This window comes from Shimazuella sp. NTD247, from assembly GCF_059510415.1.
On record NZ_JCAJZU010000005.1, the window covers coordinates 37,928 to 56,304 of the forward strand.

21 protein-coding genes are annotated in these 18,377 nt (G+C 40.5%); 11 read left to right on the top strand and 10 right to left on the bottom strand.

Features of this window, described 5'->3' with window-relative positions; translation table 11 throughout:
- Positions 1-53: 53 nt before the first annotated feature.
- Positions 54-767 (bottom strand): GntR family transcriptional regulator, encoded by a 714-nt coding sequence (locus tag AC5WOC_RS13280; protein ID WP_496055883.1) that lies wholly within the window; start codon positions 765-767, stop codon positions 54-56.
- Positions 757-1,467, bottom strand: a complete 711-nt coding sequence (locus AC5WOC_RS13285; protein ID WP_496055884.1) for a creatininase family protein — start codon at positions 1,465-1,467, stop codon at positions 757-759. The genes AC5WOC_RS13280 and AC5WOC_RS13285 overlap by 11 nt, the downstream gene beginning before the upstream one ends.
- 549 nt (positions 1,468-2,016) lie before the next feature.
- Between AC5WOC_RS13285 and AC5WOC_RS13290 the strand changes: the two genes are divergently transcribed.
- The 4 genes from AC5WOC_RS13290 (at position 2,017) to AC5WOC_RS13305 (ending at position 4,262) form a co-directional block, all read left to right on the top strand.
- Positions 2,017-2,487 (top strand): hypothetical protein, encoded by a 471-nt coding sequence (locus AC5WOC_RS13290; protein WP_496055885.1) that lies wholly within the window; start codon positions 2,017-2,019, stop codon positions 2,485-2,487.
- A gap of 366 nt (positions 2,488-2,853) precedes the next feature.
- Positions 2,854-3,324 carry a hypothetical protein gene (locus AC5WOC_RS13295; protein ID WP_496055886.1) on the top strand — a complete coding sequence of 157 codons (471 nt, stop codon included), beginning with the start codon at positions 2,854-2,856 and terminating at the stop codon, positions 3,322-3,324.
- Positions 3,325-3,348: 24 nt separating this feature from the next.
- Complete coding sequence (locus tag AC5WOC_RS13300; protein ID WP_496055887.1) at positions 3,349-3,720, top strand: hypothetical protein; 372 nt, start codon at positions 3,349-3,351, stop codon at positions 3,718-3,720.
- A gap of 122 nt (positions 3,721-3,842) precedes the next feature.
- Positions 3,843-4,262, top strand: a complete 420-nt coding sequence (locus tag AC5WOC_RS13305; protein ID WP_496055888.1) for an NUDIX domain-containing protein — start codon at positions 3,843-3,845, stop codon at positions 4,260-4,262.
- 34 nt (positions 4,263-4,296) lie between these two features.
- Here the strand turns inward: AC5WOC_RS13305 and AC5WOC_RS13310 are convergent, their stop codons facing one another.
- Positions 4,297-5,391 (bottom strand): L,D-transpeptidase family protein, encoded by a 1,095-nt coding sequence (locus tag AC5WOC_RS13310; protein ID WP_496055889.1) that lies wholly within the window; start codon positions 5,389-5,391, stop codon positions 4,297-4,299.
- Positions 5,392-5,620: 229 nt separating this feature from the next.
- Here AC5WOC_RS13310 and AC5WOC_RS13315 point away from each other — a divergent pair, with 229 nt between their 5' ends.
- The 3 genes from AC5WOC_RS13315 to AC5WOC_RS13325 all read left to right on the top strand — a co-directional run bounded on the left by AC5WOC_RS13315 (position 5,621) and on the right by AC5WOC_RS13325 (position 8,384).
- The gene (locus AC5WOC_RS13315; RefSeq protein WP_496055890.1) at positions 5,621-6,742 is read left to right on the top strand and encodes an HAD family hydrolase; all 1,122 of its coding nucleotides are present in this window, start codon (positions 5,621-5,623) and stop codon (positions 6,740-6,742) included.
- A gap of 74 nt (positions 6,743-6,816) precedes the next feature.
- Positions 6,817-7,425: a superoxide dismutase gene (locus AC5WOC_RS13320; RefSeq protein WP_496055891.1), complete on the top strand. Its 609-nt coding sequence runs from the start codon at positions 6,817-6,819 to the stop codon at positions 7,423-7,425.
- 176 nt (positions 7,426-7,601) lie between these two features.
- Positions 7,602-8,384, top strand: coding sequence for a cell wall hydrolase (locus tag AC5WOC_RS13325; protein ID WP_496055892.1), 783 nt, complete (start codon positions 7,602-7,604; stop codon positions 8,382-8,384).
- Positions 8,385-8,451: 67 nt separating this feature from the next.
- On the opposite strand, the gene AC5WOC_RS13330 is transcribed toward AC5WOC_RS13325, so the two are convergent.
- The 3 genes from AC5WOC_RS13330 to AC5WOC_RS13340 form a co-directional block, all read right to left on the bottom strand.
- A complete protein-coding gene (locus AC5WOC_RS13330) occupies positions 8,452-9,342 on the bottom strand; it encodes a Vgb family protein (RefSeq protein ID WP_496055893.1) in 891 nt (296 codons plus the stop codon).
- Positions 9,343-9,727: 385 nt separating this feature from the next.
- Positions 9,728-10,021, bottom strand: coding sequence for a hypothetical protein (locus AC5WOC_RS13335; RefSeq protein WP_496055894.1), 294 nt, complete (start codon positions 10,019-10,021; stop codon positions 9,728-9,730).
- A 367-nt stretch (positions 10,022-10,388) separates the two neighbouring features.
- Complete coding sequence (locus AC5WOC_RS13340; RefSeq protein ID WP_496055895.1) at positions 10,389-11,138, bottom strand: hypothetical protein; 750 nt, start codon at positions 11,136-11,138, stop codon at positions 10,389-10,391.
- A 127-nt stretch (positions 11,139-11,265) separates the two neighbouring features.
- Between AC5WOC_RS13340 and AC5WOC_RS13345 the strand changes: the two genes are divergently transcribed.
- The 3 genes from AC5WOC_RS13345 to AC5WOC_RS13355 all read left to right on the top strand — a co-directional run bounded on the left by AC5WOC_RS13345 (position 11,266) and on the right by AC5WOC_RS13355 (position 13,928).
- Positions 11,266-11,547: an alpha/beta-type small acid-soluble spore protein gene (locus AC5WOC_RS13345; RefSeq protein ID WP_496055896.1), complete on the top strand. Its 282-nt coding sequence runs from the start codon at positions 11,266-11,268 to the stop codon at positions 11,545-11,547.
- Positions 11,548-11,641: 94 nt separating this feature from the next.
- Positions 11,642-12,763 (top strand): MGDG synthase family glycosyltransferase, encoded by a 1,122-nt coding sequence (locus AC5WOC_RS13350; protein ID WP_496055897.1) that lies wholly within the window; start codon positions 11,642-11,644, stop codon positions 12,761-12,763.
- A gap of 211 nt (positions 12,764-12,974) precedes the next feature.
- The gene (locus AC5WOC_RS13355; RefSeq protein WP_496055898.1) at positions 12,975-13,928 is read left to right on the top strand and encodes a bile acid:sodium symporter family protein; all 954 of its coding nucleotides are present in this window, start codon (positions 12,975-12,977) and stop codon (positions 13,926-13,928) included.
- Positions 13,929-13,986: 58 nt separating this feature from the next.
- Here the strand turns inward: AC5WOC_RS13355 and AC5WOC_RS13360 are convergent, their stop codons facing one another.
- Both AC5WOC_RS13360 and AC5WOC_RS13365 read right to left on the bottom strand, forming a co-directional pair.
- Complete coding sequence (locus AC5WOC_RS13360) at positions 13,987-14,199, bottom strand: hypothetical protein (protein WP_496055899.1); 213 nt, start codon at positions 14,197-14,199, stop codon at positions 13,987-13,989.
- A 770-nt stretch (positions 14,200-14,969) separates the two neighbouring features.
- Positions 14,970-16,133, bottom strand: a complete 1,164-nt coding sequence (locus AC5WOC_RS13365; protein WP_496055900.1) for a cytochrome P450 — start codon at positions 16,131-16,133, stop codon at positions 14,970-14,972.
- 188 nt (positions 16,134-16,321) lie between these two features.
- Between AC5WOC_RS13365 and AC5WOC_RS13370 the strand changes: the two genes are divergently transcribed.
- Positions 16,322-16,642 (top strand): hypothetical protein, encoded by a 321-nt coding sequence (locus tag AC5WOC_RS13370; RefSeq protein ID WP_496055901.1) that lies wholly within the window; start codon positions 16,322-16,324, stop codon positions 16,640-16,642.
- 65 nt (positions 16,643-16,707) lie between these two features.
- Here AC5WOC_RS13370 and AC5WOC_RS13375 read toward each other — a convergent pair whose 3' ends face one another.
- Together AC5WOC_RS13375 and AC5WOC_RS13380 are read right to left on the bottom strand one after the other, a co-directional pair.
- On the bottom strand, positions 16,708-17,043 hold the full coding sequence (locus AC5WOC_RS13375; RefSeq protein WP_496055902.1) for a YolD-like family protein: 336 nt from the start codon (positions 17,041-17,043) through the stop codon (positions 16,708-16,710).
- Positions 17,040-18,260 carry a DNA polymerase IV gene (locus tag AC5WOC_RS13380; RefSeq protein ID WP_496055903.1) on the bottom strand — a complete coding sequence of 407 codons (1,221 nt, stop codon included), beginning with the start codon at positions 18,258-18,260 and terminating at the stop codon, positions 17,040-17,042. The genes AC5WOC_RS13375 and AC5WOC_RS13380 overlap by 4 nt, the downstream gene beginning before the upstream one ends.
- Between the last annotated feature and the right edge of the window lie 117 nt (positions 18,261-18,377).

The window sequence follows — 18,377 nt, forward strand, 5'->3', positions numbered from 1 at the left end:
GTAGCTCTATTCATTAAGCGGATTTTATGAGTTAGATATATAAATAATTCAACTTAAAATAACGAAAAGCGATATTCAAATTCATAGCAGTCTGCTCTATCGATCATAAAACATATTTGAACTAACCTGCCATCAGATTCAAAAGCCTTTCTTACTATCCTGATAATAGGGATACTAGAATGCTGTGGTAGGAGCAATTCTTTCGATTCAGATGTGGAGGCTAAAGAAGCAACTAAATTTTCCTGACAATCAACTGGATTACAACCTAGTTGTTTCAAACAATCATAAATCATTGCATTTGGTTGTTTTAACATGGTACGCAATTCTTTCAATGGGACTACATTAGGAATATATGACTGTGTGACAGCAACCAAGATATCATTTCGATATTGGGCAGTTTTATAATAAAGTATTGGAGCCTTCATTTGATTAGCTATATCATCAGGTAAATCTTCATCTTCATATAATATTTTTATGTCTATTAATACTTCTTTGCCTGGATCTCCATGTTCTTCGATGAAATCCCCTTTTCTACTCGATCGATATGGAATGGGCCGTACTCTTCTGCGATTAGAATTAGATCCAGATGAAAAAATTAATCCATCTCGGATCAATGTATTGACTGCATTTTGAATCGTAGCGGAATGAGCTTCAAACTCTTTCATTAACTCTAGATTAGTTGGAAATTCTCCACCTGGAGGATATTCAGAATGCATTATCCGATCTCTTAGTACTTCATATATGTCTAACCATTTTTTACGTGTCAAGATTAATAAACTCCTCTACCGTTAATTCGATTTGCTTTGCTAAATGGTGTAGTAACAATTCTCCTTTTTTTGCAGTAGCCCGTGTTGGAAAGCCAATTGCTCCAGTTTTTGTATAAGATTTCATTCCCAAAACAGTTAGCAATTCTCTCGATTTCGATTTAACATCTATGAATTTTTCTGTTCTTACTACAGTTTTTTCTTCGAATAAATGCAACAAAATAGAAGTTTCTCCTTCTCCAGCATGCATGTCTTCTGATGTTGTAGATGAGATTCCAGCTTCTCTATAAGCATTTTCCCAATGCTTTCTATTAGGTGTGATTAATAGCCTAGATCTATCAACATTCATTTCTTGGGCTATATTGCCTAATAGATAATTTCCTCCATGACCATTTATAATAATACATTTTTCAATTCCCATTCTTTCTAGTGAGTGAACCACATCTTTTACAATGGAAATAATGGTAGTAGATTTTAACGAAATAGACCCTGGAAAGCTAGAATGTTCAAAGGAAGCCGAATAGGGCAGTACTGGTACTACAAAAGAATTTTTCAGAGATTTGCCCAGTTTATTTGCAATAGCTTCAGCAATAATACTATCTGTTGCTATAGGTAGGTGGTGTCCATGTTGTTCTAATGATCCAATTGGTATTAGACCAATCTTTAATCCATTTAAATCAGTCCAAGTTGAGAATTTGTCCATGTTTTTTGCTCCTTATCGACTTACAATCTAGATATATACTGCTGACTATATCATAATTCAGAAAAAAACGAAAAAAGGCATTGAAAAAATATCCATTTAAATATAGACTGAATAGTGTAAATCTAGATTGTAATTTGAAAAATGTAATCCTCAAAGAAATGGATGATGCAACAATGTGATGGAATTGGATTGGATTATCAAAAAAAACTATACCCCGAATTCCTTAGTGCAAATTGTAGACAAATATTAATTTAATTGCGGTATGATGCACAATCAAAAATCGTTGATTATTAAAGAGTTGCATTCATCTGGTAAAACTTACATCATAAAGTTTTTGTTTCCTAATGGCATCGATGATAACGAAAGATGGTATCATGCGCTGATTCGTATGGAAATTAGACGTTCTCTACAAGACAAGGAGTAATAGGAGATGGTATCAAGACAAGACTGAGGAAAAGTTTATGCTGACTTCTAACCCAAAAGGAAAATTCGTACATGGGCACTGTCCAGAATATTGACAAAGAATATCAAGATTTGGGAGGGATTTTTATGAAAACTAATCAAGTAAATCCATTACTACCTTCGTTACCGAGATGTAAGGAAGGAGAAACGAATTTTTTTCAGATTATCGTTGCCGGAGGTTTGGAAAAAGTAAAGCGATTTTGGGAGTTTTTAAAGTCTTTTTCAGGGTATCGATTGTCTCATGATTATCGCATGGTGTTTGAGCAGTCGGATCAAAAGAAGGATTTACATGTTGTTATGCAGTTGGAAGAGAATCCATATCTTCTGTCCCATCTTCAAAGAAAAGAAAGTATTGTTCAGATACGAACAATAGATGGGAAGAATATTGAATTCTCATTGTTGAATACTCAAATTGTGGAAATGCTTAATGGGATGGTTTATATACAAGGGAAGTCATACGATATCTTTGCTAATCCCATTCATGATAGGAAAGACGAAGTAGAAGTAATTTCTTGCACTGTAGTTGAGTTAGAGAAAGATCAATTGAGATGGAATTGAGTGAAGCAATACAAACAGGCGATGAAATAGCCGAATATTTTGTTTATTATGTGGTGAGGGAGATGACTATGTGTAACTTGTGGAAAGGTTACGAGAAGCCAATACACGATCCACTCTTTTAGAAGCGGTTTATATTCTACTGCATTATGGAGATCGGTATCTAAAACAAAAAATGGAGAGCATGAACCAAAAAAAATGGAAGATCTCTTTCGGTTTTTCCTAACTATGAATATTGAGAAAGTTAGTCAGTTTCGGTCTACCCTCATCACTAGTATTTCTACTTTTGAATTGGAAAAAATTCATCAGCAAGAGAGGTATTTAATAGAGCTGCTCTGCTAGCAAATTTATTTTTAGGAGGCTTAAAAAATGAAAACAATCTTTCTAAGTTTTACTCCAGCTCCGTTTTACGATCCTATAAAAGAAGGATTAAAACGTTATGAGTATCGAAGCCGATTTCGTAATGAAGAGTGTTATGCCTATTTGTATTTAAGTGCACCAGTGCAGCAAGTTGTCGCAAAAATAAAATTTGGGAAAAGAATTGAATTGGAAACTTGGAAAAAACAGTTTGCAGAACATGAAGAAGCAATGAAAAGGTTAGATGATTTTGTTGAAAGAGGTAATCGGTACGCGATACCTATCTTGGAATTTCAAGAAATAAATCAAGTGCCCCTATCCAGCTTAAAAGAAGTGGTACTTGATTTTAGACCACCTCGATCATATCTGATATTGAATAATCTTCCGAAGTTGTTAGATTACCTAGATGATGTAAAGCCAGTAGGAGACAAACTAATCCATGATTTATCTGTTGTAGAGCCTTGGGAAGTTTGCATTTATTAATTAAGGAAAACAGGAGGAAACAGGATGAATTTCGCTAAAAAAATGGATACTGTGTTTTATCCCTTTGTAGGAATGAATCATATTACAAAGGATTTGGCTCGTCTGATTGAGTATAAAATGGAAGGGAAAGAAAGTATCAATCTGTACCTCTGTGCTCAATTGAACAGTTTTCCTCATGTGGGAACATTGATTAATTTTATGTCTGCATTCGCTATTGGGGAACATTTTAAATCTTACTACAATAAGCCTGTTCACATTGTTGTAGACCTTCTAACCAATAATCCAGGTGAAAGCCTTGTAGTGGATGGTATTAACTACTTTCGTAGTTTGAATGATACCGTTATTGATGGAGTAAAAGCTACTGAAAAATACAAAATCTATTTTGAAAATATGTAGCAGAGTATCTAGATTTGATTTTATCAAATTAGTAGGTTTCTTTTGGAATGCAATGTAAATATATCAGGAGTAAGAAAACTAGATAAGTTAAAATTCACCTAACAGAAATCAGGAGGGGCAAAATGGTACAAAAGATTGTTTGCACAGGTTTTCTTATGAAAGAAAACAAGGTTTTAGTTATTCAACGCAGTCAAAAAGAAAAGTTTTTAGCCGGATATTTTGAATTACCTGGTGGGAAAGTTGACTTTGGCGAAGATCCTGCTGAAGCCTTAGCAAGGGAGTTCAAGGAAGAGGTAAATTTGAATGTACAGGTAGAAAACCCCTACCATACTTTTTCATATATTTCAGAAAACGGAGGTCGACATACTGTTGAAATTTTGTACAAGGTAAAGTTCAAAGATGAAAAGAATCGACAAGTGATAAAGTTAAGTGATAACCATACTGATGCAAAATGGATAGGTGAAGATCAATTGGATCAATTGAATATAAGCACTGAAATAAAAGCTTGCATTCAAAAAGGTTTTAAATTACATAAGCAATAACAAAACGACTCCGTTTTAACAGAGTCGTTTTCCCTTACTTCGCTACAGATTGATGGATATATCCAATTGTTCCATTGGATAGACGGATTTTGTGGAATTCTCCGGACATCCCTAGCTTTGTCAGCGTAGTTCCTTGTGATGCTTTTGCGATCACTGGAGCACTCATGGACGCTGAAGCGCGGATGTTAGCTGTACTTGCGGTAACAGTAACTACCCATTTTTTTGCGACCAAGTGACTGATATACGCAACTTTACCGCTTGCGGTCTTCACTTGGTACCATTCTCCATTGTCTGCGAGCAATACGTAGTGAGAACCTTTTTTGGCTTTTTCCACCACAGTGGAAGAAGTGTCAGGTGATTTACGGACATTTGCATTATCTACCGTAACCTCGGCATAGCCTGATTCCGGTTTAAAGGTAAGACCTGTATTGAGGTCACCGTTGTAAATAAAGCCTTTGCGGCCATTGGACAGTTTTACTTGTGTGTAACTGCCGGAAGTGCCGGTACGAGTAAGTGTAGTGTTTTTTGCTACTGTAGTAATTTTGAAAGAACCAGTGGAAGGTCCTGTCCATGCAGTAGTACTTTTTGTTGTTTTTACATATCCTGTAGCTGGTTTCAAACCAACACTCATATCTCCGCGCCAAACGCCATTGCTTGATCCTGTGTGAATCCAAACAGGAACCCCTTCATAAATACGGTTGTACAGATCAATTACTTGCTCATTTAACATACGAATACAGCCATGAGAGGCATGTGTTCCGATAGAGCTGGGTTGATTGGTACCATGAATTCCATAAGATCTTCCATTATCTCCGTTGACGCTAAAACCATTCCAGCGAGGACCCAATGGGTTATTTGGACCAGGTGGGACGTTTTTCCAGCTTGGACTATTGATTTTTACGACAATCGGGAAAGTTCCCTCTGGAGTTAATTCTTTGGTTTTTCCTGTAGCAACGCGGTATGTTTTTACTACTTTTCCGTTCTCATATAAATAAAGATAGTTGGTAGTTTTGTTGACTTCGATTTTTTTTGTTATTACGGAGTCAGCAAAAGATGCTTTTGGTAACCCAACAAAAGACAAAATGCATGCAAAAGCTACCAAAACAGCAATGAAACGAAACTTTCTCAAATTATTTCCCTCCAAATTCAGCCACGCTCTTCCCAAATAGAAGAGGTATTTCTATCATACCGAATTGTCTATTAATTTGAAGTAGGAAATTGTTAAAAATGTACTAACTTTTTTGTGCTTTTCATATTTTTGTCGCTTTGCGAAAAGATGAAGGATGAGTGTGCTTTACTCTATAGGAAGACTCATTTAAGATAAAGGAATTAGGGCTTTTATAAGGAGAGGGAATTGGATGTACCAAATGATTTTATTTGATGTAGATGGGGTTTTATTGAGTGAGGAACGGTGCTTTGATGCATCTGCTTTAGCTGTGTGGGAAATGTTATACGGGCCTCATTTTTTAGAGCTGACAGAAGGGGAATTTACGACAACTCCTCGTGAGGAACGGATAAGATATATTCGCAAAGAAGTATTCCAAGACGATACAATACTAGATTGGATGAAAGACCGCGGGATAAATGCCAACTGGGATATGGTCTATCTTGTTTTCAGCACGCAGTTGATGCTGCTGTTGGAAAAGGCAAATCCAGCTTTTGTGCGGGACTGGATCGTGAGACCAATTACCGAAGAATCTTTACTGGCATTAAAAAAACATACATATGGTATCAAACCTGACTTTACTTATTTCGCTACTTTATTTGATGAATCGAACGGAAAACTCAATCGAGATGAACTGTTAGTTTATTTTAATCAATATGTCCAAAAGCGATTTGGCATCGATGTGGATTATTTCTCCCGAGTGAGCAGTTTATGGGAACTCGGGCGCTCCGTTTACCAAGAATGGTATTTTGGGGAAGAATTGTTCGAAAAAGAAGAAGGATTTGCTAGAACAAAAGGAAAACAAGGATTTTTATATCAAGAAATTCCACTAGCACCAATTGAGGAACTTCAACAGTTGTTTTCGGATCTTTCTAAACAAGGGATCACACTTGGGATTGGAACAGGCCGGCCTTATTTGGAAATGGAAGTACCCTTGCGGGAAATGGGATTGTTGACAAATTTTGATTCGAAACGCATCGTGACCGCATCGGATGTCGTATCAGCAGAGGAAGAGTATCCACATGAAGCACCGCTTGGAAAGCCGCATCCATTTACGTATTTGTTAGGATATTTAGGGGAACATGCAACAGCGCAGAAGGCACTGGAATTATCCCTTCCCATTGGAAATGGGGAAAAAGTATTAGTAGTGGGGGATTCTGTTGCTGATTTTCTTGCTGCCCAGTCCATCGGTTGTCACTTTGCAGCAATGCTTACAGGTCTGACAGGACAAGCTGCACGGGGAAAATTTGAAGAATTGGGTGCGAATTACATTTTAGATGATGTAAGGCAGCTGAGAACGATCATAACAGCTTGACTAAAAGAAGATTTTTTTCGCATAATAGAGGAGAAAGAATACTAGCAACTTACTTTTTTGGAGGGATATATAAAATGCCAAAATATGAACTGCCAGCACTTCCCTATGCTTTTGACGCTTTGGAACCTCATATTGATGCATTAACCATGGAAATCCACCATGATCGTCACCACGCTACATACGTTAATAACCTAAATGCAGCATTGGAAGGTCAAGATGTTGCAGATCAATCCATAGAGGAACTAGTTGCTAATTTAGATAAACTTCCAGAAAGCATTCGTACCGCTGTTCGCAATAATGGCGGCGGACATGCAAATCACAGCTTTTTCTGGCAAATTTTAAGCCCAAATGGCGGCGGAGCTCCAACTGGAGAAATCGCAAAAGCGATTGACGACACATTTGGCAGCTACGATGAACTTAAAAAACAATTTGCAGATGCAGCAGTGAAGCGTTTTGGCAGCGGCTGGGCATGGCTTGTTGTCAAAGATGGCAAACTAGCTGTAACTTCCACAGCAAATCAAGACAGCCCGCTTACGGATGGTGCTGCTCCTGTACTTGGTTTGGATGTTTGGGAGCATGCTTATTACCTCAACTATCAAAACAAACGCCCGGATTACATCAATGCATTCTGGAATGTAGTGAACTGGGATGAAGTGAACAAACGTTATCAAGCAGCAAAATAAGCATTCTATTGTAAAAAATACAGCCAGTTACATGGCTGTATTTTTTTGTTGTCAAATCCAATTGCTGGATGGGAAACTTTGCCGGTAGTGTACACTTGGCAGCTCCCTTTATAATGGATCAAGTGTTCCGAATCCCATTTGTCCCAAAAACAAGCAAGAGGAGGAAACAACAACAAATGCTTATTAGTAAATATATATTGGTCTTATCTTCGTTGATTAGTTTTGTATTTGTCAGTGAAAAGGCACCACAGATGGCATCTTCCACGATTTATGCCCAAGCACACAAGAACATACAAGTAAGAGATACACAAAGCCGTCTCCAAAAGTTAGGTTTATATAAAAAACCTGCAACAGGGATATATGATGCTTATACCAGAAATTGTATCGCACAGTTTCAAGCAAATTATCAATTACCAATCGATGGGACTTTGGAACCGGAGACAACAGGCAAACTTGTTCAAGTAACAACCGTTAAGACAGTGAAGCCAACACAAGTAGCGAAAATTACGAAAAAAACACCTCCAGTAAAAAAGAAAATAAAGACAAAGAAGATACACCATCCGAATCCAAAAAGTGATAATTCGGTAAATGCAACAGCAGCAGAAGTACGCCTATTGGCAAAAGCAGTTCATAGTGAAGCTCGCGGGGAGAAGTTTAAAGGAAAAGTAGCCGTGGCAGCAGTTATTTTAAACCGTACGGAGGCAAAAGGTTTTCCACACAGCATAAGAGGTGTCATTTATCAGCCAAGAGCATTTACTGCAGTGAGTGATGGTCAGTTTAATCTAAAACCAAGTAAAGACGCGTACCGCGCTGCGAAAGAAGCACTTCGCGGATATGATCCAACGCATGGCGCTTTGTACTATTTCAACCCAGAAACCGCTACTTCTGGTTGGATGTTTGAAGAAGCAAAAAAGCATAGAACAGTGAAAATTGGAAACCATTTGTTTTTCAGAGGGTAGATGAATCGATCTACTCTTTTTTTATTATAAAATCATCCCAACCACAGTTTGCAGTTGGGATGATTTTTCATGATATAACGGTTAATTTTTCAATCTGCCCGCACTCTTCCGCGATCCAAATACTTCCGTCCGAAGATACCGTGATTCCATGCGGTTCTGCATGTGCAGTTGGGATATCAAATTCTGTTATGAAACCATCGTGTGTGATTCGTCCGATTTTGTTGCTGCCCCATTCGGTAAACCACAAATCACTATTGATTCCCGCTGCGATGGCATGGGCACGAGCGTCGATTGTTGGAATCGAATAGGCTGTTATTTCTCCATCGATTGATATTTTGCCGATATGATTTCCTTGAATGGCTGCAAACCAAATGTTTCCATCAGCTCCAGCAGTCATGCCGACTGGCCCTTCTAATCCAGCAGGTAGAGGAAATTCAGTAATACTGCCTTCAGATGTAATCCGCCCAATCTGATTTGCTCCGTTTTCAGTAAACCAGACTGCTCCATCTACTCCGCAAGTAAGAAACGATGGATAGGCATTTGCTGTTGGAATATCGTATTCACTTATTTTTCCATGTCTATCAACCTTGCCGATTTTGTTGGCAAGCAGTTCCGTAAACCAAATATCTCCGTCTTTTCCTTCTGTTAGACCATAAGGGCCTGCATTTTCGGTAGGCAGGGAATATTCGATCAGCGACCCGGTTTGGTCGATTTTTCCCAATTGATTTGCTTGATTTTCACTAAACCAAACTTCACCAGTGGAAGCAGCAGTAATAATCATCAAACCTGCATTTTCGGTAGGAATGGGAATAGTTTCTATCTCCCCAGCTTTGTTGATCTTTCCAATGGCATTTCCTTTGTTTGCCGTAAACCAGATGTTGTTTTCTTTATCGATAGTTATTCCATAAGGAGAGGCGAGGGGAGTTGGGACAGTCCAAGTTTGAAAGTTTATTTGCATAAGAAAAACGCTCCTTTTTTAAGTGTAAAATAAAAACTCTATCCATTTTCTGGATAGAGGAATAGGCATAAGCAAAGAGAGAGTATGCGCGAACATACACCATCCCTTGTCAAACATATATATAAAAGCCTAGACCAATCCTATCCAGATAAAAAATTCGTATGGAAATGTTTTTTTGGAATGCGGATTAGTAGATCATCGGCTTTTGGTTCACCCTTTCAATTTCAATCGTAAATAGAATAGCATGTGGAAAATAGAATGCGCAAGTGATTTTAGAAAAATAAAAAAGGCTTTTTCAATAGCCTTGTTGATACGACGAGTAATATTTGTTGTGGTCTGTCTCCCGCTGCATTGCAGGGGAGACAGACCACCGTCCGAGTTACTGCTACTTCAGATTCCGGATGGCCCAGATGACGATGGCTGCGAGCGCCACGCCGATGATGATCTGCACCAGATGGCTGAAGAACCACCCGATGAACGAGAAGATGGCGGCGATCAGGCCGAAGATGAACCCGAAGACACTGCCCACGATGGACAGCATGACGATCGGGACGATGATCAGCGCCGCGATGGCAGTGATCTTCGAAGCACCGGCCGACAGGGACGTCCTCTCCTGGATCTTGTTGCTCAGGTAGTTCGTGACCTTGCTACCGACCTTCTTCAGACCAGCGATGTCCATGGGAAACCTTTCGTAATCATCCAACCTAGGCTGGATGGGACGGTATTTCTTTTATTATAGCAAACTGTATTTTCTTTTGATATATCAATTTATATTTCCAAAAAGAAAAAACAAGGAGTTCTCCTTGTTTGGCTTTTCATCTATATGAAGGTAAGTGATTTGTCGGTGGCCAGTTTATACATGCTGCAGCACATACAAACTGACCTTTCCGTCCAACTTTTTCGCTTCCGGACCACGATCCCCCCCAAAATCGTGGCCCCTCAGCAGGGGGTATGGAACTATGAATGTTGTTGTGTTTTTTTCCTTTCTTTCGATCGGATGTTAGCTAGGACTTTTGTTGTGTTGTTGAACTGGTTGAGCTAGCGCGCTACTTGGTGGTCTTCTTGAGACCACCGGCCGCGGGAGCACCCGGCTTGGTCATCACCACGGTCTTGGCGGTGGCGGAACCACCAGCCGAGGCGGCGGGACGACGAGTGCGACGGCGACGACGCGAGGTACCGGAACCCGAACCACCGGTGGAACCGGAGGTCGGAGCCGAGGTTGCCGGAGTACCCGCAGTCGACGAGGCCGGAGTCGGGGCGGTAGCAGCCTGCTTGGCGGACACATTGCTGTTCGCCAGCTTCTTGTACTGGAATCCGAGGAACACCACCGCGGCGATGAGGACTGCGATGAAGAAGTCCCGCACCTCGAAGTGGATGATCTCGAACACCTTGCTCCCCAGCATGAGGAGTCCCGCGCCGCCGGTGAGGACACCGACGCCCTGGAGGAACCAGCCGCGGACGAACTCCGCCAGCTTGGTGCCGACGAAGTAGGCCGCGATGATCGCGATCCACCACCGCTGCCAGCCGTCCAGTAGGACGTGCGGCGCGACGATGTCGTCCATCACGAGTCCGGACAGGTAGGCGATGCCGAGCTGGCCGGCGACGGACAGCCGGTCCTTGTTCGCGGCGACGATGCTGGCCGTGACGACGATGCCGATGACGGACAGCCACCCGAAGGCGTTCAGCCACTGGAAGGAACCGGCGACCGTGAGCAGAGTCATCAGACCCTTGCTCAGGTCGACCTTGGTGTTGACCGACGAGGAGAGTCCCCGGAAGCGGTTCTTGATGTCGAACATGGCAGTTTTGCCTTTCCAACTAGTTGGACGGAAGTTGATTTAAGTCTATTATACAAAGTTTCCCGACAATTGCCCAGTATGATTTTGTATTATTTTCGCAAACTAAATGGTGAGGAGGTGTATGTCCATGTCCCGTAGAAGAAAACGCACTCCACTCGTTCCTGGAGCGAGGGCTGCATTAGATGACTTACAAAAAAAATTAATCAGTGAAGATTTGGGGCATTCTTTTGCCAATAAAGAAGAAGCAAAATTGGAGTTGGCAAAAGAGCTTGGTGTACCATTAAAAGCTGGGAGCAACCGGGATTTACGTTCGGAAGATGCTGGGAAAATAGGCGGAGCGATGGGCGGCAGGATGGTAAAAGAACTAGTTGCATTATCACTTCAGTCTTTACAGCAGAAAAACAAATGAAAAAAGCAATCTTTAATTTTTTCTAAAACTCTCTTTTTTTCTTGGTGAAATCAGTATAATGGGATATATGGTATAAGGGAGGGATCAACCGAATATGGAACGTGTCTTATTATTATCCCTCGGCTTTGGGATGGGACACAATGCAGCGGCTAAAGCATTGGAAACGCAATTTCGAAGTCAACATGGGGTGAAGACAGATACGATTGACCTCTTGCAATTGATTCCCAAGACCTTCCATCCCCTGTTGCAATCTGGTTACCAAGGTATGCTTGTCAAGTTTCCGTCGCTGTACCATCTTTTATACGACTGGACTTATCAATTTCGTTTAGTACGTTATGTATCCAAAGAACTGGTAGGAAAAATCGGTCTCACGATCCGCAAGAAAATAATCACTCGTCTTCAACAGTTTCAACCGACAAAAATTGTAACAACGCACCCTTTTTCTCTTTTATTGCTTCCTGCTGAATGGGATCGCGTACCTACGATTGGGGTAGTGACTGACTATGAATTGCATCCAATGTGGTTAGTCGAGTTACCAGATGTGTTATGTGTACCCAAAAAAATGTTAAAACGAAATATTATTGATCGCTTGCGGTGGAGATCTGGTGTGAAAGTACTAGAGACTGGACTGCCAGTGGAACCCAAGTATTATGAAAATACATGTCAAACAGATGCCCGAACCCGCTTGTCTCTTCCGCTGTATGACCCAGTTGTTCTTGTCATGGGAGGCGGACTTGGTTTGGGTCCTTTGGAACAAGTGGTAGATAAATTAGATGCTTTATCGCAAATGCAATTTGTCATCTTAACAGGTTCCAATGAATCATTGTACGATCGGTTGACACGAAAAAGATATGGACAGCATATTCGTTTAGAGAAATATCGGACAGATATGGAGCTGTTCATGGCAGCTGCTGATTTACTCGTCACCAAACCTGGTGGTGTGACAATCACAGAAGCATTGGCTAAAAAGCTTCCTATGCTTTTGTTTGAAGCATTTCCCGGACAAGAGGAAGCAAACCAACAATATCTGGTGCATCATCGCGTTGCTTTCAAAACAAGGCCTGATACGGTTTGCTTGCAAATTGAAAAATTTTTTCAGTCACGTTTATTTCAACAAAATGCAGCAGAGCGATTTTTTCCGATTTCCTCTCCCGATGCTGCACATCAAATTGTACAAGCAGCATTGGATGTTGGCAAAACAAGAGTATTAGTTTAGAAATGATAAACCCAAGGGATATGCTTATCTCTTGGGTTTTGTATTATCGGAAAACAGATTGGAAAAAAATGATATTGAAAAATAATTGTTTTTCATTCATTGTAGAATTAATTTACTTTTAAGAGGGTCGAATGGTTTGTTTTTTCTAGAATTTACGTCCTTTTTAAAATATTTATATATCTATCATACGAGAAAGGAAAGAGGAATAATAATGGGTTTCATCGAAAAGGTTAGTTCTTTTGCTGGAAAAACATTTACACTTTGGGTGATTCTTTTTGCTGTTCTCGCTTTTATGCTGCCTGCTCCTTTTCAATGGATTGGAGGATATGTGGTTCCATTGTTAGGAATTGTCATGTTTGGGATGGGGCTCACGCTGTCAGCAGATGATTTTAAAGAAGTATTCCGCCGTCCAAAAGACGTAGCAATTGGGGTGATTTGTCATTATCTCATCATGCCTGGACTGGCATTTTTATTGGCATGGGGTTTGAATTTACCAGCAGAGGTAGCTGTTGGTGTTATTTTAGTAGGCTGTTGTCCAAGTGGAACAGCATCCAATGTGATGGTATTTTTAGCAAAAGGCGATGTTGCCCTTGCGGTATCGATTGCATCTGTCTCGACGATCTTAGCTCCGCTTGTTACACCATTGCTTATTTTACTGCTGGCGAGTAAATGGGTAGATATTCATATCTGGTCTTTAATTCTTTCTATTATTCAAGTAGTGATTATTCCGCTAGTTCTTGGTTTTATTATTAAAAAGTTTTTTGGAAAACAAGCAGCAGCAAGCGTGAAAGCTCTGCCTCTTGTCTCGACGATCGCTATTGTGATGATTGTAGCAGGGGTAGTAGCTGGAAGCCAAGAAAAGATTGCTACAACTGGCTTGCTTATTTTTGCTGTCGTTATTTTGCACAATGTTTTGGGATTTTTACTCGGTTTTTTCCTTGCGCGTATCTTTGGTATGGATTTAGCCAAACAAAAAGCAGTAGCATTGGAAGTGGGAATGCAAAATTCTGGTCTGGGTGTTGCGATTGCAACTGCCAATTTTTCTCCTTTAGCCGCAGTTCCTAGTGCTATTTTTAGTGTGTGGCATAATATTTCTGGTTCGGTGCTCGCTTCTTTATTTAGTCGGCTTAGGGAGAAAAAAGAACAAGCACGAGAAAATAAATAAGCAGGTAGCCCTATTTCTTCCACAATAAGAATCCCCACTCTTATGAGTGGGGATTTGATTAGTTTGGATTTATTTGTACTTTGATATCGGATAAGCTGGCTACAGTGGTACCTCCGTTGTAACCATTGTTCCAAAAATATAGGCTGTATCTTCCGCCGCTGACCGCATTTGGATAATAAAAATAATTATACGTGTAGGATCCTTTTCCACAATAAACTGTTTTTTCTACCCCTGAATAATATTTCGGCTCAATGTATCGTTGCAATTCCATCGTTTGGCTATCACCAGAAGAATTTTTACAGAATTATGCTGGTTGAAAGCCCACGGTTTCAATCGTGGGATGAAAAGCAGCGTTGTTCGAAACCCCAAAAAAAGGGGTTGCAAGAACAACAAATCTTTTGTATATTAGAACACATGATCGATGATCATCCTACTGGTAGTAGGTTTGTTCTTTGAAAATGTAGTGGTATAGGGTTTCGGTGGCAAATGGATACGTCTCCCACCGAGTAAAACCATTAGAGGCAGGAAAAGAACTAGAGCGCTGGTAACAGGCGTTCCGCCCATGTGGGTACACTTCTAACTGCATGGGATGGGCTGATGAGACAGCCCCAAACTTAGGAGTTGCACAAAACAGAAATGGACGCACGTAGCAGAACTACCTAAGAATCCCACGACTTTAGTCGTGGAGAGTCTCAAACCAAACTTTTACCCCTAGTCCACCACTATAGTAAGTAAAAGTAGAGGTATACGCATACATTCTGTAAGACTTTTCTAGAATCTGATAATAGGATGCATATGCATTATTGGTTGAGAAAAAGAAAACAATTAAGGACAATATCGCCATCGCAAAAAATAACATTTTCTTGTTGAAACGATCCATGATGAATGCCATTTTTTATTATCTATGTTTTTACTTTCTTATTGTTAATAATATTTTCTTTTTGTGAATAAAATCTATATTTAATAAATAGAATAATTTACAAATAAATCATAATCAAAAAGCCCGCCATCTGTTGAGATGGTGGGCTTTTTGATTATGATTTAAACTCGATCAAAGCGTATTGGCAATTCTTTGATGGAATAGGTAACTGTACTCTGATTCAATTCGATATCTTCTGAGGATAGGCGAATGTTTTTAATTCGTTGTAACAGTTTTTTGATCGTAACGCTAGCTTCCACACGTGCAAGCGGCGCTCCTAGGCAAAAATGAATTCCATGGCCAAACGCGACATGGTCCATATTTTTTCGATCGAGATCAATTTGCTCGGCATTTGGAAAAACGCTTTCATCGCGGTTGGCGGATGCCTGCCAAGCGGCAACTAGGTCTCCCTTTTTGATAGTTTGTCCACCTAGTACCACATCTTCTTTTGCTTTACGAGTCTGGTATTGAGCAGGGGATCTTAGGCGCAATACTTCTTCGAGCAGCAAGGAGATATCTTCCGGATTTTCCGCTATACGTTCTTGAATATCGGGATTTTCTGCCAGCGTCAAGATCGTGCTGCTGAGCCAGTTGGTGGTTGTTTCGTTACCAGCCAATAACAGTACTACGCAAAATCCTAATAGTTCATCTTCGGTTAGCTTTTGACCATCAAGCTCTACTTGCAGCAATTGTGAGATGATATCGTTTTCTGGTTTTTCAGAGCGTTCTTTAATAATCACTCTGAAATATTCTCCCATTGCCTGCTGTGCTTCGATAAACTCTCTACCTTCCGCTTCATTGGTAGGTTGTTTAACGATTTTAAAGCTCCAATCTTTAAACAGATCATGATCTTTCGTTGGAACTCCTAACATGCGGGCAATTACTTGCATAGGAACTGGTACTGCGATATCACGGACAAATTGCATTTCACCGGAATCGGTAATTACTTCGTCCAACAGTTGATCTACATAACTCTCAATCCAAGGCTGTAAATCCATCATTGCTTTGGGAGTGAAAGCTTGTGAAACGAGTAAGCGCAGTTTTCTATGGAAGGGCGGGTCATTGGAAGACATTGCTTTATCTAAGTAATTGTCTTGTATTTTTGGCATATATTCGGAAGAGAAAATTTGATGATTGCTAAATACATATCTCACATCTTCATTTCGAAACACATGCCAAGCACCTGTTGCCCCAAACCATAGTGGATAATCTTTGTCATAATAAACAGGATTGTTTTGACGACTTTCTCTAAACCAAGTAAATATTTCTTCGCCTACTTGTTTCAATAGAAATCCCCCTCTAGATGTTATAGAAAAATAGGTAATATATATATATTACTAAATAATCTAATTTAATGAAATGAGATAATATAATAAATTTTTCAGAATAATTTTAGATTCTATTCTATATTATCTTTCTGCTGTATGTAGTATACTTAGCGTGACAACTCTGTCTATTTGTGTTTGGAGTGAAAATGGGTGACAAGCAGCGTTATGCTCATGATCTGAATGGTGTTACCCGGATTCGAATTTCGAGCTGGGCAGGTTCCTATAAGATCTATGGTCCTGAAAGGCCGGGAATCGCGGATGCTGTGTTCTCTGTCCCTCTGCGAAACCCGGATGAGATCTGGATTTTCGGGAAGCAGGGAGATGCGCTGACGTTTGGTTCTAATATCAGCCAGGAGGGCGCCAAGAAGAAGCCCCATGGCACGATGGATATCTATCTCCCTGACCATGTCAAGGTTAAGAAGCATTCGCAGGATGGTCCAGTGATCACCATCGAGCTTCAACGATAAGGCAGGGTTAGGGCGTGGATCAAAGGAAACCTTTGATCTGCGCCCGCCTCATTTCTCCCCTCTCCTTAAGGCCATGTGACATCTACCAACACAGCAAATGGAATCTTCTCTGTCTGACTGCCATTGCTCAGTTGAATATATCTTTCCATCGGCTCGATTTTATCCACAAATCCACAAAAACAAACGATTTCGTATGCAGTGACATAGTGAACCAATACAGGTTGTTCATACTCGATTGCCTCTTGCAGAATATAAGCCATTGCTTCCCATTGCTGCTCATCTAGAGCAGGAGGGGTGAGTTTAGCAGCTTCTTTCCGCTGCTCAAGCAATGCTTTACGATGTTCTGGTAAAAACATCCGGCTTCCTTCCCATAACAAATTTTTGCGGTCCAACTTGCTCATCGATAATGCCCTCCGATTTTTCTTGCTCGCTCAGAAGCTTGCCCAGCAGATGTGAGCGAAGATGCATGCAAAATGGCAGTACTGCCATAGCGGTCTTTGATTTGATCGATCGCTTCTCCCAATGCACGTTGTTTGTTTCGATCGGAAAACAAGTCGAGCTGCATAGGAGATTCAGGAGATAACCCGCCTAAACTCATTCCCAAAGAACGGATGGGAGCTCCATCCCAATGCTGATGAAACAGTTGCTTCGCCGCGTGAAAAACAGGCATTGTTTCATTTTGGGCATAGGCTAGTTTTTGCTGTCTGGAAAACCCAGTAGGAAAATCAAAATTTGCACCTCTGCATCCCACTTGAACGGTAATTCCAGCCAACTGGTGTCTTCTTACTCTGCGGCAGACTTCTTCGCATAACTCCAATAAGATCACTTCGATTTCTGCTTTTGTCCGGTAATCGCGCGGCAGTGTCATATGATGACCAATTGCTTTTTGTTTGCTAAAAGACGACAAGGTAACAGGGGATAGATCGATGCCGTTGGCAGTCATCCACAATACATGTCCGCTCACTCCCCAATGTTTTTGCAGTTTTTCTAATGGATAATTGGCTAGTTCACCGATTGTTGTAATCCCTATTCGCTGAAGATTGCGCGTCATTCTTCTGCCTACACCAAAACATTTGCTCACAGGCAGGGGCCATAGCGTTTCTTTTAGATTGAATTTATTCAAACGGAAAATTCCATTTTTGTTTTTCTTCGCAAAGTTATCACAAGCCATTTTGCTGAGTACTTTATTGGGACCGATCCCTACTCGTGCGTAAACTCGTGTTTCCTCCATGATCGCTTGTTGAATCTTTTTGCTTATTTCTTCTGCATTTCCAAACAAGCGCTCACTCCCTGTCACATCGAGAAATTGTTCATCGATTGAATAAGGCTCAACCAAATCGGTAAAGCGCTCCAAAATCGTTGTTATTTGCAGTGATACTTGGAGATAAAGCTGCATACGCGGCCGGACGACAACGACTTCTGGGCACGCTTTTTGTGCTTCCCACAGTGTTTCCGCGTTTTGAATTCCATATGATTTTGCAATCGGACAAGCTGCAAGGATAACACCGCTTCTGCGATTTGGATCACCAGAGACGACTACAGGAAGATTTTTCAATGCCGGATTGCGAGCTTTTTCTACACTTGCATAAAAAGATTGCATATCTACTAGTAAGATCATTTACGAACACTTCTTCCGGGAACGTTTGTGTTGTTATTATTATATGCAAATGTTCGTTCCCTTAGTAGGCTGCAAATGTTTCCAAAAAAACGATCATGAAATAAATTTGACCAATCA

Excerpts from the sequence above, each read along its gene's own strand:
- AC5WOC_RS13285 (WP_496055884.1), bottom strand. The coding sequence starts at position 1,467 with ATGGACAAATTCTCAACTTGGACTGATTTAAATGGATTAAAGATTGGT.
- AC5WOC_RS13290 (WP_496055885.1), top strand. The coding sequence starts at position 2,017 with ATGAAAACTAATCAAGTAAATCCATTACTACCTTCGTTACCGAGATGT.
- AC5WOC_RS13295 (WP_496055886.1), top strand. The coding sequence starts at position 2,854 with ATGAAAACAATCTTTCTAAGTTTTACTCCAGCTCCGTTTTACGATCCT.
- AC5WOC_RS13300 (WP_496055887.1), top strand. The coding sequence starts at position 3,349 with ATGAATTTCGCTAAAAAAATGGATACTGTGTTTTATCCCTTTGTAGGA.
- AC5WOC_RS13305 (WP_496055888.1), top strand. The coding sequence starts at position 3,843 with ATGGTACAAAAGATTGTTTGCACAGGTTTTCTTATGAAAGAAAACAAG.
- AC5WOC_RS13315 (WP_496055890.1), top strand. The coding sequence starts at position 5,621 with ATGTACCAAATGATTTTATTTGATGTAGATGGGGTTTTATTGAGTGAG.
- AC5WOC_RS13320 (WP_496055891.1), top strand. The coding sequence starts at position 6,817 with ATGCCAAAATATGAACTGCCAGCACTTCCCTATGCTTTTGACGCTTTG.
- AC5WOC_RS13325 (WP_496055892.1), top strand. The coding sequence starts at position 7,602 with ATGCTTATTAGTAAATATATATTGGTCTTATCTTCGTTGATTAGTTTT.
- AC5WOC_RS13330 (WP_496055893.1), bottom strand. The coding sequence starts at position 9,342 with ATGCAAATAAACTTTCAAACTTGGACTGTCCCAACTCCCCTCGCCTCT.
- AC5WOC_RS13335 (WP_496055894.1), bottom strand. The coding sequence starts at position 10,021 with ATGGACATCGCTGGTCTGAAGAAGGTCGGTAGCAAGGTCACGAACTAC.
- AC5WOC_RS13340 (WP_496055895.1), bottom strand. The coding sequence starts at position 11,138 with ATGTTCGACATCAAGAACCGCTTCCGGGGACTCTCCTCGTCGGTCAAC.
- AC5WOC_RS13345 (WP_496055896.1), top strand. The coding sequence starts at position 11,266 with ATGTCCCGTAGAAGAAAACGCACTCCACTCGTTCCTGGAGCGAGGGCT.
- AC5WOC_RS13350 (WP_496055897.1), top strand. The coding sequence starts at position 11,642 with ATGGAACGTGTCTTATTATTATCCCTCGGCTTTGGGATGGGACACAAT.
- AC5WOC_RS13355 (WP_496055898.1), top strand. The coding sequence starts at position 12,975 with ATGGGTTTCATCGAAAAGGTTAGTTCTTTTGCTGGAAAAACATTTACA.
- AC5WOC_RS13360 (WP_496055899.1), bottom strand. The coding sequence starts at position 14,199 with ATGGAATTGCAACGATACATTGAGCCGAAATATTATTCAGGGGTAGAA.
- AC5WOC_RS13370 (WP_496055901.1), top strand. The coding sequence starts at position 16,322 with ATGGGTGACAAGCAGCGTTATGCTCATGATCTGAATGGTGTTACCCGG.
- AC5WOC_RS13375 (WP_496055902.1), bottom strand. The coding sequence starts at position 17,043 with ATGAGCAAGTTGGACCGCAAAAATTTGTTATGGGAAGGAAGCCGGATG.
- AC5WOC_RS13380 (WP_496055903.1), bottom strand. The coding sequence starts at position 18,260 with ATGATCTTACTAGTAGATATGCAATCTTTTTATGCAAGTGTAGAAAAA.